Origin of the sequence: Massilia aquatica (assembly GCF_011682045.1) — a bacterium.
GTDB classification, from domain to species: Bacteria; Pseudomonadota; Gammaproteobacteria; order Burkholderiales; family Burkholderiaceae_D; genus Telluria_A; species Telluria_A aquatica.
On the sequence record NZ_VVIW01000040.1, the window covers coordinates 21,146 to 34,426 of the forward strand.

A 13,281-nucleotide genomic window follows, 5' to 3' on the forward strand; every position below is an offset into this window, starting at 1 on the left:
GCAGCGGGTGCTTTGCTCAACGCACCGCGCTTGGCCGCACCGGTCCCACGCTTTTCTTGCGCTCGTCGACCAGGGTCAGTTTCACGTCCGGCACCCGGTCGCCCTGGAGCTGCACGTTGAACGTCATCAGTTCATCGCGCCGGAAGGCGTGCACGGCGACCGTGTCGCCCACCTTGTAGCGCGACAGCAGCGCGTCCAGATTGGACGGGCTGCCGGCCACGCGCAATCCCTCCACCGCCACAAGAATGTCGCCCGCCGACAGGCCGGCCGTATGGGCAGCGCCGCCTTCATGCACCTGCGTCAATTTGTAGTCGGCGCCATCGCGCCCGATGCCGACATCGAAGGCCGGCTTGGCGCTCTTGCGCGCGTCGTCGATCTTGACCCCGAACGGCCCATACAAGCGGGCCAGCGGCAGGTCGGCCGTGCCGCGCACGTATTTGTCGAACAGGGGTTTGAGTTTCAAGCCGCTGATTTCGTCAAACAGGGCTTCGACTTCAGCCTCGGTCACGCCACGCCCCACGCTCGGATAAAAATCGCGGCCGTAGCGCTGCCACAGCGCCAGCATCACATCGTCGAGCGACTTCTTGCCCTCGGTCTTGGCGCGGATGGTCAGGTCGAAGGCAAGCGCGATCAGCGAACCCTTGCCGTAATAGCTGACGATGGCGTTCGGCGCGTTCTCGTCCTGGCGGTAGTATTTGCCCCAGGCGTCGAAGCTCGAATCGGCCACGCTTTGCTTGGTGCGTCCGCTGCCGCGCAAGACGCCGCTGACGGCTTTGCCGAGCAGTTTGAGATAGGCCGCTTCTCCGATGATGCCGCTGCGAACCAGCATCAGGTCATCGTAGTAGCTGGTAAAGCCTTCGAACAGCCAAAGCAGCGGGGTGTAGGTTTCGTTTTGCAGATCGTAGGGCGCAAACGCGGCCGGCTTGATGCGCTTGACGTTCCAGGTATGAAAATACTCGTGGCTGCACAAGCCGAGGAACTTGAGGTAGCCCTCGCCGATGTCGGCCACCTTGGGCGCGGCGGTGCTGGGCAGGTCGGCGCGCGCGCAAATGAGGGCGGTCGAGGCGCGGTGTTCCAGCCCGCCGTAGCCGTCGCCCACGGCCAGCGTGAGGAAGACGTAGCGGTCCATCGGCGCGCGCCGCGTGCGCGGCTCGAAAAAGGCGATCTGGGTTTCGCAGATGGCTTTCAGGTCGGCTTGCAGGCGCGCCATGTCGAGGTTGGGCACGCGGCCCGAGACCACGATGTCGTGCGCGATGCCGTGCGCCTTGAAGGTGGCCAGCGCGAAGTCGCCCATTTCGACCGGGTGGTCGATCAGTTCATCGTAGTCGGCAGCGACGTAGGTGCCGAAGCCGTAGCGCTTCGCGCCCAGTTCCGGCAGCGAGGTCGCCACGCGCCAGGTTTTGGCGGCGGCGTCGAGCGGACGCTGGATGTCGACTTCGTGCGCCGTTTGCTCCTGACCCAGCACGCGCAGGTAGACGCTGGTGCCGTTGAAGAAGCCGTGGGTCTGGTCCAGGTGCGCGGCGCGCACCGACAGGTCCCAGGCATACACTTCATACTGCACGGTGAGCGCCCCGGCCACCGGGGCGGCCTGCCAGGAATGCTTGTCGAGTTTTGTCAGCGTGACCGGCTTGCCGTTCGATTCGGCGCGAATCTGGACGATATTGCGCGAAAATTCGCGGATCATGTAGCTGCCCGGGATCCACGCCGGCAAGGCAAACACCTGGCCCTCGGGCGACGGTGCGGCCACGGTGACGGTCACGTCGAACAGGTGTCCGCCCAGGTCTTTAGGAACAATGGCGTACTGGATGGACGCCGGCTTCTTGGGTGTCGGTTTTTTCATGTTCATTGGGTAGTTCGTGGAAATGGACCAGCGCAAGCTGTCCACCTTACCCGAGTGTGCTGGTTTTTAACAGATCCGCGACGGTATCGATGTCGGAAACAACGCCCGGATCGTCAACGAAAACAACACTCACCGGATACGCCTTGAGGATGGCGCGCGCGCCCTGGTCGCCCCGCAGCGCCAGCAGCGCCTCGCGGTGCACGCTGCCAAAACCCACCGGGTTGCCGCGCTGGCCGGCGTGCACCGGCACCACGATCGGCGCGCCCTGCTCCAGCGCGACGCGCAGCGCCAGCATGGTACTGGTGCGTACATACGGCATGTCGCCCAGCGCGATCAGCCACGCTGGCGCGTTGGGCGCCTGGCGCAGCGCATGCACCAGCGAGGCGGCCATGCCGCTGTCGGCGTCCGGGCACACGGTGACGATGCAGCCGAGCGCGCGCAGGCAATCGCCCACGCCGCCATCGTCCGGGCGCACGACGGCGATCACTTTGTCTACCGAGGAGAGTAAAACGCGGGCGCTGGCGGCGACAAGCAGCTCGCCGCCAGGCAAAGGCTGGAGCAGCTTGCTCGCTGCGCCAGTCGGATCGAATCGGCGCCCCCTGCCGGCGGCCAGCAGAATACCGACAGGGGTCATGGCCATGCGCGCAATCAGGCCGCCTTCAGGTCGAACGGCAGCTTGCGCAGCCGCTTGCCCGTCAGCGTGAACAGCGCATTGGCGAACGCCGGCGCCAGCGGAGGCAGGCCAGGTTCACCCATGCCAGTCGGCGCATCGCTCGATGCCACGGTGTACACATCTACCTGCGGCATGTCGGTCATGCGCGCCACGGTGTAGTCGCCGAAGTTCTGCTGTTCGACCACGCCGTCCTTGAGCGTGATGGCCGCACCGGGCAAGGTAGTACCAAGCGCCATCAGCACCGCGCCCTGCACCTGCGCTTCGATCGTCAATGGATTGACAACCTGGTTGCAGTGAATGCCGGCGGTGACTTTATGCAGCTTGGGTACACCCTTGACGACGGAGGCTTCGACCACGTACGCGACCACGGAGCCGAACGACTCGTGCAGCGCCACGCCCCAGGCGCGGCCCTTGGCCAGCTTGCGCTTGCCGTAGCCGGATTTTTCGACCGCCAGGTCGAGCGCGGCCAGGTGGCGCACGTGCTTTTCGCCCATCAGTTTTTTGCGGTAGGCCACCGGGTCCATTTTGGCCACGTGCGCGGCTTCGTCGACCAGGGTTTCCATCACAAAGGCGGTGTGGGTCGAGCCCACGGAACGCCACCACAGCACCGGCACGTTGGCCTTGGCGTTATGCACGGAAAGCTTCAGGGGCACGTCGTACGGCGCGCCCATGCCTTCGACCATGGTGTGGTCCACGCCATCCTTGATCATGAAGGGCTCGAACGGCGTGCCGCTGATGATCGACTGGCCGACGATGGCGTGATCCCACGCGAGGATGTTGCCCTTGGCGTCCAGGCCGATATCGGCGCGGTGCACGTGCGAGGGACGGTAGTAGCCGCCCTTGATGTCGTCTTCGCGGCTCCAGATCACCTTGACCGGACCGGTTTTGCCGGCCGCCTTGTAGCCCTTGGCGACGTTGACCGCTTCGACCAGGTAATCCGACGACGGCACCGCGCGCCGGCCAAAACCGCCGCCCGCCATCATGGTGTTGAGCGTGACCTGCTCGGCTTTCAAGCCCGCCGTGGCGGCGATGGCCGCATGGTCGACCGTTTGCATCTGGGTGCCGGCCCACACGGTGCAGCTGTCTGCCTTGAGGTCGACCACGCAGTTGAGCGGCTCCATCGGCGCGTGCGCCAGGTACGGGAATTCGTACACGGCCGAGATTTTCTTCGGCGCGCCGGCGAGTTTACTCACATCGGCCTGTCTGGCGACGGTGCCCGGCTTTTTGGCCAGCGCCTTGAACTCGGCCATCTGCTTCGATGACGTCACCTTCTCGACCGCGCTGGTATCCCACTCGATCACCAGCGCCTCGCGGCCCTGTTTTGCGGGCCAGTAGCCGTCGGCGATCACCGCCACACCACGCCCGCCACGGTCCGTCGCAATTTCAAAGACGTCGATTACGCCCTTGATCGCGCGCGCCTTGGTCGCGTCCAGCTTGGCCACTTTGGCGCCGAACACCGGCGGATGCGCCACCACGGCCACCTTGGCGTCGGGCAGGGTGAAGTCGATGCCGAACTGCTGCTTGCCGCTCGACTTGGCCAGCGCGTCGAGGCGCTTGACCGGTTTACCGATGAAGCGGAAATCCTTGGCGTCCTTGAGCACCACGGTGGCCGGCATCGGCTGCTTCATGGCGGCGTCAGCCAGCGAACCGTAGCTCGCCTTGCGCCCGTCCGGGTGCACGACAAAACCGCTGGCGGTCGTCAGCTGCGCCGGCGTGGTCTTCCACTGTTCGGCGGCGGCGGCGATCAGCATGGCGCGCGCCTTGGCGCCGATTTCGCGGTACTGCATGAACGAGTGGGCGATGGTGCCCGATCCCCCGGTGATCTGCATGCCGAACGCGGGGTCCTTGAAGACATCGCCGGCCGGCGCCAGTTCGCCGCGCATCTGCGACCAGTCGGCGTCGAGTTCTTCGGCGATCAGCATCGGCAGCGCGGTGTGCACGCCCTGGCCGAATTCGAGCCGGTTGACCATGACGGTGACGCTGTTGTCCGGCGCGATGCGCAGGAACGCGTTGGGCGCGTACACCGGCTTGGCGGCGGCATCGGCCGCGCGCGCGAACTTGTTCGCACCGGGCATGAAGAAGCCCAGCACCAGGCCACTGGTGGCGACGGCGCCGGCTTTCATGAAACTGCGGCGCGACATGCCGCCTTCAGGCGGGCGTGTCAACGCGGCCTGGTTGATCCATTCGGTACGCATGCGACTCTCCTCAGGCCAATGTAGTCGCCGCGTCCTTGATGGCTGCGCGGATTCGTTGATAGGTACCGCAGCGGCAGATATTGCCGCTCATGGCGCCGTCGATGTCGGCATCGGTCGGCTTCTTGTTGGTGCGCAGCAGGGCCGTGGCGCTCATCACCTGGCCGCTCTGGCAGTAGCCGCATTGCGGCACGTCGTGGCGTACCCACGCATCCTGCACGGCCTTGCCGACCGCATCGCCCTCCATCGCTTCGATGGTGGTGATCTTCTGGCCGGCGGCGGCCGAAATGGGCGTGATGCACGAGCGGATCGCGTCGCCGTTCAGGTGCACCGTGCAGGCGCCGCACAAGGCCGCGCCGCAGCCGAATTTGGTGCCCGTCATGTTCAGGTTATCGCGCAGCGCCCACAGGATGGGCGTGGCCGGATCGGCGTCGACCTGCATGTCGCGGCCGTTGATATTCAAAGTGACCATGTACTACTCCCTTGTTTTGGTACTGCGCTTCGGACTGCTGTTTTTATATGGTGTCTATTTTTTCGCCGCGACCGGCGCCAGTGCGGCTGCTGCGGCTGGCGCGGCAGGTTTGGCTGTTTTGTTCAGACTGGCGAATTTGGCTTCGAGGCCCTTGGTATCGATCGCACCCGGAATGCGGCTGCCGTCGGTGAAGAAGATCGCCGGCGTGCCCTCGATGCGCAGCTTGCGGCCAAGTTCGAACACCTTGTCGTTCGGGGTGGCGCAGTTGGCGGCGGCGACCGGGGCTGCCTTGTTATCGAGCATCCAGTCATCCCAGGCCTTGTTGCGGTCGGGCGCGCACCAGATGTTCTTGGACTTGGCCGACGAATCCTCGGACAGGATGTTGTACATGAAGGTGTACACCGTCACGTTGTCGATTTCCTTGAGCGTGGTCTGGCGGAAGCGCTTGCAGTAGCCGCAGTTCGGGTCTTCGAAAATGGCGATGGTGCGCTTGCCGTCGCCCTTGACCAGCTTGAGCGCATGCTGGAACGGCAGCTCGCTGAACTTGATCATGTTGATCTCGTCGACGCGCTCCTTGGTCAGGTTGCGCTGCGATTTGACGTCGATCACCTGGCCGAAGATCAGGTACTCGCCCGCTTCGTCGGTGTAGAGGATGTCGCCGTGGGCGCGTACCTCATACAGGCCGCTGTAGGGCGTCTTTTTGATCGACTCGATCTTGACGTCCTTGCCCAGGCGCGGCTCGATGCGCTTCCTGATAATCTCTTCCTGGCTCGCTTTGGCAGCGACAGGGGCCGGGGCGGCGCTGGCGGCGGTGGCGGACAATCCGGCCAGCACGAACAGCGCGAGTTTACTTTTCATCATAAGGTCTCCAATTCTTTTAACAGCCTACTTGCCCATGGCGTGCGACATCAGTCGGCGCTTCAGCAGTGGCAACTTGTCCAGCAAATTCAGTCCCAGGTTGCGCGCGATGCGCACCGGCTCCAGGTTGGTACCGAACAGGCGCGCCAGGCCGTCCGTGGCAACCTGCATCAGCAGGATGTCTTCCTTGCGCGCGCGGGCGTAGCGCGCCAGCACGCGCTCGTCGCCGATGGCGCGCTGCGGCTCGCGCGCAGCGATGGTCTTGAGCAGGGCCGCCACGTCGGCAAAGCCGAGGTTCATGCCGTGGCCGGCCAGCGGATGGACCACGTGGGCGGCGTCGCCCACCAGCGCCACGCGCGGCGCGACGATGGCGTGCGGGCGGATCAGCGCCAGCGGCAAGTCCTTGACCGCCTCCGGCTGCAGCGGCTTGAGTTCACCCAGCTTGTCGCCGGCCAGCACCGCCAGGCGCACGGCCAGTTCGCCCAGGCTCTCGTTCATGATGGTGTCGGCCAGCGCGTCGGGCGCGGACCAGACCAGCGAGACGCGTTTTCCGGGCAGCGGCAGCAGCGCCACGATGCCTTCTTCGCCGGTGAACCACTGGTGCGCCACGCCGTGGTGCGCTTGTTCGCAGGCGAAGTTGGCCACCACGGCGCGCTGGTGATAGGAGCGGTAGTCGACTCCGATATCGCACTGGCCGCGCACCCACGACTGGCCGCCGTCGGCGCCGACCACCAGCGCGCTGGCGATGGCGCTGCCATCGTCGAGATGCACGCTGGCGCCGTCAAGGTCGCTGGCCAGCCTGACGGCGCGGCCCTGGACGATGGTGACGTTGGCCGCGAAGCGCAGCGCGGCGTCGAGCGCCTGGTTCAGGTTGCGGTCTTCGACGATCCAGGCCAGCGCGCCGACGTGGGCGCCAAAGGCGTCGAAGGCCAGGTCGCCCGGCTTGGCGCCGTCGCCGTTGACGGCCATGACGTCGACCGCGGCCACCCGCTCCATGTCGAGCGCGCCCCATACTTTGAGCTGGGACAGCAAGCCGTGCGCGGTGTGGTTGAGCGCGTAGACGCGCACATCCCAGGGCTGCTCGCCGCTGGCCGCGGCTGGGGTGGAAGGGGCCGATGGCGGGACCAGCACGGTGACGCTGTGACCGGCCTGGGCGAACCCGAGCGCGGTTGTCTTGGCGATGGCGCCGTTGCCAACGATGCACACCGCGCTCTGATGACGCGCGGAAGAGGAATTTGGACTAGTCATACAGAGCATTATAGCGGCTGGGAAGCAGACAGTTTTTTGCAGCAGCCGAAGGATTTATCGATAAAGTTGCCAGTCGGCCTTGCAAAGTGCGAATCGGGTGTCTATAATCATGCCTCTTGGCCTGGTAGCTCAGTCGGTAGAGCAGAGGATTGAAAATCCTTGTGTCGGTGGTTCGATTCCGCCCCGGGCCACCAAGAATTCAGAAATGCCACCTTCGGGTGGCTTTTTGCATTTCCGCTCGCCACATTTCCCCTCCCCTTTTTTGGCACCCGGCTGCGGGATGGACTCTGCCAACCGATCGCTGCGCGGCAAATTGCCTGCTTCGATGTGAACCGCTTTTGAACCGCTATATTTTAACCGTGCAGGCCCACACAATAGACTTGACTCGGTAACAACGATAAATTGACTGCATACCGGTTCAACATCGGTGCAACAGAGCCCATTCTTAACCCTTCGCATCGTGCGGCGGTCAATTTATCTAAAGGAAATCGCAATGAAAAAAGTACTCATCGCAACAGCATTCTCCCTGGCATTTGGCGCTGCGAACGCAGCTGATATCGTCGACACCGCCAAGTCGGCCGGCACCTTCAACACGCTGGTCGCGGCGGTCCAGGCTGCGGGCCTGGTCGACACCCTGAAAGGCCCGGGCCCGTTCACCGTGTTCGCGCCAACCGATGAAGCCTTTGCAAAAATCCCGAAAGCCAAGCTCGACGCGCTGCTCAAGGACAAGGCCGCGCTGACCAAGGTGCTCACGTACCACGTCGTGCCAGGCAAAGTGATGGCGGCGGATGTGAAGCCGGGAGCAGTCAAGTCGGTTCAAGGCAGCAACTTGACCGTGACGGCGGCGGGCGGCAAGGTCATGGTCGACAAGGCGCATGTGGTCAAGACCGATATTGCGGCCGATAATGGCGTGATCCACGTGATCGATACGGTCGTGATGCCTAAATAAGCGGCAAGAAGGGCGGCGTGGTGCGGGCGTGAATGCAATAGTCGCGCTGCGCACTAGCCAGACCGGCCCGGGGCTGCTATGATAGCGACCCTTGGCCTGGTAGCTCAGTCGGTAGAGCAGAGGATTGAAAATCCTTGTGTCGGTGGTTCGATTCCGCCCCGGGCCACCAAGAACATCGTTCACGCAACGCCAACCATCGCTGGTTGGCGTTTTTGTTTGCGGAACTTGTCCGCTGAAATTCTCCGTAACATCCGCCGCATATGTAGCCGCGCTCATCGTCATTCCAAAGAATCGCCGACTCTTCCTCAGAGAGATCACATCCGCAAACGCAGCGGTGCAGTGGCTCTTCGGCGGGAGCATCTAAATAGCCGAGAGCTCCTCAATTCTTCTATCCAACAGGGCATTGCCAGCCTCAAGCGAAGCAAACTCGCTCAACAACCGGTCAATATAGGCACGATGGCCTGAAGTCTGTTGCGCTCCTGCATATATTGATCCCGCAATCCGAAAAGCTGCTGATGGCAGCGCGCCCCTTCGCTCGGCCCCCAAGGCAGCGAAGTTGACGTATTCCGCCATGCCACGGTTGCGGCCGGTTGTCGACGTCCACTTTTACCGCTCTGCCCGCGATTTCTTGCTCCAGTCAAATGTCCGTTAAAATGAAACATGAAAAATATCGTCGCCGCCCCCGTGGCCAACTTCACTGACTTGCTGCTTGACGCTGTCTGCATGGTCGACGCCGGTGGACGTTTCGTGTTTGTCAGTGCCGCCTGCGAACGCATTTTCGGCTATACCCAACAGGAAATGATCGGCAAGCCCATGATCGATCTTGTCGCGCCGGTCGACCGTGAGCGTACGCTGGCTGCGGCGCGCAACATCATGAACGGCCAATCCCATATCCATTTCGAAAACCGCTACCTGCGCAAGGACGGGAGCATCGCCCATATCATGTGGTCGGCGCGCTGGTCCGAGCCTGATCAGTTGCGCGTGGCGGTTGCGCGCGATGTCACGCTCCTGAAGCAGGCCCAGGCGCTGCAGGCGGTACTCTACGCCATTTCCGAGGCGGCGCAGGCAAGCGACGACCTGGTGGACCTGTTTCAGCGCAGCCACGCGATCATCGGCGACCTGCTGCCTGCCACCGGTTTTGGCGTGGCCCTGCTCGACACGGCCGGCCAGCACTTGCACTTTGCCTATTACGTCGACGGCGGCATGCCGTGCAATACGTCCTTGACGCGCGTGCTGTGCGAGGAAGTGGTCCGACGCGCAGCGCCGCTGCTGCTGAAATCCGGGAGCAGTGAAGCGCTGCCGGCGCATTTGCAGGCAGCGGCGAACAGCATGACCGGCAGCGCACTAGCGGTGCCACTGAAGACTCCCGAGGGCATCGTCGGCGTGATCGTACTATGCACGGGAACCGAGGGCGCCAGCTACATGGCCCACGAGCGCGACCTGCTGCTGTTCGTAGCGGACCAGCTCGCCGCCGCCATCCAGCGCAAGCGCTTGCATGCGCAAATGCATTTCATGGCGATGTACGACGAACTCACCCGCCTGCCGAACCGGCGCCTGCTCTACGACCGGCTCGACACCGCCCTCGCCCGCGCTCGACGTCAGCTGGAGGGCTTGTCCTTGCTGTTCATCGACCTGAACCGGTTCAAACTGGTCAACGACCGCTACGGCCACGCATGTGGCGACCTGTTGCTGCGGCAGGTCGCGCGCCGCATCGCTTTCTGCCTGCGCGACAGCGATACGCTGGCGCGCCTGGGCGGTGATGAATTCGTCGTCCTGCTGGAAAATAGCGCCCTGCCCTCGAATGCGGGGCTGGTCGTGGATAAAATCCATCTGGCGCTGGAGGCGCCGGTCGACCTTGGCGAAGGCATCGAACTGCAGGTTTCCGTCAGCATCGGCATTGCGCATTATCCTGAGCATGGCGACAATCGGCAGGCCCTCATGTCCCACGCGGATGAGAGGATGTATGCCGCCAAGGCGGTCGTGGCGGAGGCTGGATCGGAGAATTGAACATCCTTGTGCCGGTGGTTCGATTCCGCTGCGGGCCACCAAGAATATCGTTCACGCAACGCTATCCAAAACTGATCAACGAAAGAATTCGACCGCTACCCGTCGTTATTGCCAAAATTGACTTATAGTAGCCCATGTTCTGGAGGTGGGAAATGAGTGAGACCGTACTGCGCGATGAAGATAGTGGTGGATTGAACCGCGCCTTTGCGCTGTGTAAGAAATGGGCGGAAGATCACCAAGCGGAAGTCGGCATAGCTGAGATGGCAATGGGCGCCGCGATCCTCTCTTGGGGCGTGATGAACGGGCATTTGACGATGGGACAGGACATAGCTGCAAGCAACGTAGCCGATATCAGCGGCCTGACCGGAATAGGGGTTGGTGCGCTTAGTTCGACCATACTCGCCACGACGCTTCTAAAGGGCGTGTTCGTCGGGGGTGTCGGTTTAGTAGCTGGCGTCACATGTATCCCAGCTGCGGTCATTGTCGGCGGCGGTGCTGTGATTCTGGGCAGTCTTGGTTATGTCGCAGGAGATAAGATAGCTTCCCTATTCAGCTCTTCATTCGACTTTCAGGACCTGCTTAGCGGCGCCTCGATCATTGCAGTGGGCACAGCCCTTTTGATTGATGGAGCCCGGCGACTAGTGAAAGATGAGCGCGTATTGGCGCTTGCCTCAGACTTCCATGCTGGGGTAATCAAGCTCGTGCCGCAAACCACCGAGATTGTTGTCGCTAGCTGGACCGAACTACAGCGCCTCGTCCACGATCTCGCCGAACGTCCTTCCGGTTATGCGGCCATCGGGAGTACTACATTGGCCGGGGCGGGCATCGGTAGCACACTGGCGGCTGGGTCGGTAACGCTACTCGGTTCAAGTGGTCTTGGAGCTGTCGCACTTTCATTGGGAATCGTATCCGCGCCGGTCTGGCCCATCATCGCCGGCGGCGCAGCGGGTCTGACGCTTGGTGTCGCTGCATGGCGACGTATCAGAAAATATCAGGTTCGAACTGTCAAGATAGGCGAAGCGAAATGACAACGGGCGATCATGAGTAAGTACAGCGCGCTAGGCCAATTTCTCAGCAAGGCAAAAGGCGACAGAATCGACCTTTCTTTTGCGGAAATCGAGCGAATTCTGGAGGATGAGCTGCCGAAATCCGCGTATAAGCATGATGCATGGTGGGCTAACTCTAAAACTGAAGACAGTCACACTTGGGCACATCTATGGCTGGCGGCAGGATGGGAGAAAGAGTCGCACAGTCGCGCTAACCGCAACGTAGTCTTTCGTCGTTTATCAGCTAAAAATAGTCAACCGGTAGACCTTCTTGAGAGCCTTGCGCCGCGCACTTCCGAAACGCTCTTTGACATCCTTGCTCTCGCCAATATTTCGACGGCGGAGTGGCTGTTCACGGGTCGCGGTGATCCGGTAGTCGACTTCAAAGCGAACCCAAGCTACTGCTACAACTGGTCCTTCGGGTCGGAAACTGAGGGGTATGCGCTTTGCATGTGGCATGAGCTCATGACTGTCGAAAACGGACAAATCATATACGAGGAAAACCACCAAGAGATCGCACGATCGCTAGAGAAAGTCACCCGCGATCCGACTTTTGACTCAGTGCGCAGAAGCCGGGCTTCTCAACAAGCAGCGCGGGCGCGCGCCTTTGATGCCGCAATCAATGTTTCTTACCGTAAGGGCCTGCCAATATCCGCTATTCTAACCGCCGGAAACCGGCGCGATCGTGACGATCTTGGAAAGGAATCCTCGCAGGTGAAATATCGATCACTGGATCCCGTTGCTTGGTACGTCCATGTATACGATGCAGATACCGGTATTGCGCGCCTCGTTCGAGGTGAAAAGCCAGAGGGGGTAGTCGGGGAAGGTGACGCAGGCATCGAGCCTGATTTCGTCGGAACGCCAGATGAAATTCAATTTCGAGCCATTCAGACCAGGAGGGGGCAGGCGAAATTCAGGGAGGCCCTGCTAGCCGCCTACAACCGTCGCTGTGCCGTAACTGGGTGCAGCATCGTTGAATTGCTCGAAGCGGCTCATATCAGACCACATGCAGAGCAGCCGGACTACAGCGTAAGCAATGGGCTTCTATTGAAAGCTGACATCCATACGCTGTACGATCTCAAGCTGCTTTCGATCGACCAACGCTGCATCGTTCACTTGGCGCCGTCCATACAGTTTTCCGAATACCGTCACCTGCATGGTCAATCTTTGCGCTTCAGCCCAGAGCGGTTCCTTCACATGCCAAGCCCGCAGACGCTGGAACGCAGGCACAAAGAATTCCTAGAAAAACATGGACTCAAGTAGCGCTTGAAGATGACGGGCAGAGAGCGCGCCGGTCGTCTGTTGGTTCAATTCCAAACTCTCAGAACTCAGAGTCACATGCGGGGAAATTCCTCCTGAGAAATGTAGCGGACGGGACGGTTCTGGTGGAGGGCGACCGATGGCCGGCCAGTTGCTGGGTTTTTAGATGGAAATGGCAGGGACGGGGCAGGAATACAGGGCGTGCCATGCGTGCGTGGACGCCTGAGAAAATGAAGACCCAACGCACCGCAGATCGGCGTTTTTGTTTCCAGCTTAAGACCTCCTCCTGTGCGGTCTGTTTCCGGTTGGTCTCCGCCTCAACGCTCAGACAATCGCTCATTTTCTCTCTTGCATTGGTGGCCCATTGATCGACCTGCCGAGTTTCTTATATCTCCCCTGTGATGCAGAACGCAATTTTCCGCATGCTGTGGCGCCTTCACGAGAACATCAATTTCGTAGTGGATATACTGTAAGGACATTCCGGCTATTCCGGCCGGTGGCTATTCAATAGCGATACAAGGATTGATATGGGAGATGCACGATGAGCCTGTTTGGCAAGCTGTTTGGTGGAGGCAAGAAGGATCAAGGCACAGGCGCCAAGGGTAGCGAACTGCTGTGGTCTAATTTGCTCGGACACCTCAATAGGTGGAAAATCCACCATCTGAGGAGTAATACATGGCAACAAGAAAGCGGAAGACATTCGATCCCAGCCTGAAGCTGGAAGTGGTTCGAATGA

11 protein-coding genes and 2 tRNA genes are annotated in these 13,281 nt (G+C 61.5%); 6 read left to right on the forward strand and 7 right to left on the reverse strand.

Translation table 11 applies throughout. From position 1 onward, the window contains the following. Nucleotides 1-16: 16 nt before the first annotated feature. Genes F1609_RS32465 through F1609_RS32490 form a run of 6 tightly spaced genes read right to left on the reverse strand, consistent with a single transcriptional unit; the run spans nucleotide 17 to nucleotide 7,283 of the window. Nucleotides 17-1,840, reverse strand: a complete 1,824-nt coding sequence (locus F1609_RS32465; RefSeq protein WP_167081830.1) for a M61 family metallopeptidase — start codon at nucleotides 1,838-1,840, stop codon at nucleotides 17-19. Nucleotides 1,841-1,886: 46 nt separating this feature from the next. Continuing rightward, entirely contained in the window at nucleotides 1,887-2,480 is a 594-nt protein-coding gene (locus F1609_RS32470) for a nucleotidyltransferase family protein (RefSeq protein ID WP_229422178.1), read from the reverse strand. Between the two features lie 8 nt (nucleotides 2,481-2,488). Further along, nucleotides 2,489-4,708: a xanthine dehydrogenase family protein molybdopterin-binding subunit gene (locus F1609_RS32475; RefSeq protein WP_167081807.1), complete on the reverse strand. Its 2,220-nt coding sequence runs from the start codon at nucleotides 4,706-4,708 to the stop codon at nucleotides 2,489-2,491. Between the two features lie 10 nt (nucleotides 4,709-4,718). Continuing rightward, complete coding sequence (locus F1609_RS32480; protein ID WP_167081809.1) at nucleotides 4,719-5,177, reverse strand: (2Fe-2S)-binding protein; 459 nt, start codon at nucleotides 5,175-5,177, stop codon at nucleotides 4,719-4,721. A gap of 54 nt (nucleotides 5,178-5,231) precedes the next feature. After that, the gene (locus F1609_RS32485) at nucleotides 5,232-6,038 is read right to left on the reverse strand and encodes a DsbC family protein (protein ID WP_167081811.1); all 807 of its coding nucleotides are present in this window, start codon (nucleotides 6,036-6,038) and stop codon (nucleotides 5,232-5,234) included. 24 nt (nucleotides 6,039-6,062) lie between these two features. Next, on the reverse strand, nucleotides 6,063-7,283 hold the full coding sequence (locus F1609_RS32490) for an FAD-dependent monooxygenase (RefSeq protein WP_167081813.1): 1,221 nt from the start codon (nucleotides 7,281-7,283) through the stop codon (nucleotides 6,063-6,065). A gap of 118 nt (nucleotides 7,284-7,401) precedes the next feature. Here F1609_RS32490 and F1609_RS32495 point away from each other — a divergent pair. The 6 genes from F1609_RS32495 to F1609_RS34275 all read left to right on the forward strand — a co-directional run bounded on the left by F1609_RS32495 (nucleotide 7,402) and on the right by F1609_RS34275 (nucleotide 12,548). Continuing rightward, nucleotides 7,402-7,477, forward strand: a tRNA-Phe gene (locus F1609_RS32495). A 299-nt stretch (nucleotides 7,478-7,776) separates the two neighbouring features. Then, nucleotides 7,777-8,232 carry a fasciclin domain-containing protein gene (locus tag F1609_RS32500; RefSeq protein ID WP_167081815.1) on the forward strand — a complete coding sequence of 152 codons (456 nt, stop codon included), beginning with the start codon at nucleotides 7,777-7,779 and terminating at the stop codon, nucleotides 8,230-8,232. Nucleotides 8,233-8,325: 93 nt separating this feature from the next. Next, nucleotides 8,326-8,401, forward strand: a tRNA-Phe gene (locus F1609_RS32505). Between the two features lie 491 nt (nucleotides 8,402-8,892). Further along, a complete protein-coding gene (locus tag F1609_RS32510) occupies nucleotides 8,893-10,239 on the forward strand; it encodes a sensor domain-containing protein (protein WP_167081824.1) in 1,347 nt (448 codons plus the stop codon). Between the two features lie 152 nt (nucleotides 10,240-10,391). After that, nucleotides 10,392-11,267, forward strand: a complete 876-nt coding sequence (locus F1609_RS32515) for a hypothetical protein (RefSeq protein WP_167081826.1) — start codon at nucleotides 10,392-10,394, stop codon at nucleotides 11,265-11,267. Nucleotides 11,268-11,279: 12 nt separating this feature from the next. Further along, entirely contained in the window at nucleotides 11,280-12,548 is a 1,269-nt protein-coding gene (locus F1609_RS34275; protein WP_196785517.1) for an HNH endonuclease, read from the forward strand. Nucleotides 12,549-13,029: 481 nt separating this feature from the next. Here the strand turns inward: F1609_RS34275 and F1609_RS34330 are convergent. Beyond that, nucleotides 13,030-13,281 (reverse strand): hypothetical protein (locus F1609_RS34330; RefSeq protein WP_206752980.1); only part of this gene is annotated, 252 nt, incomplete at its 5' end.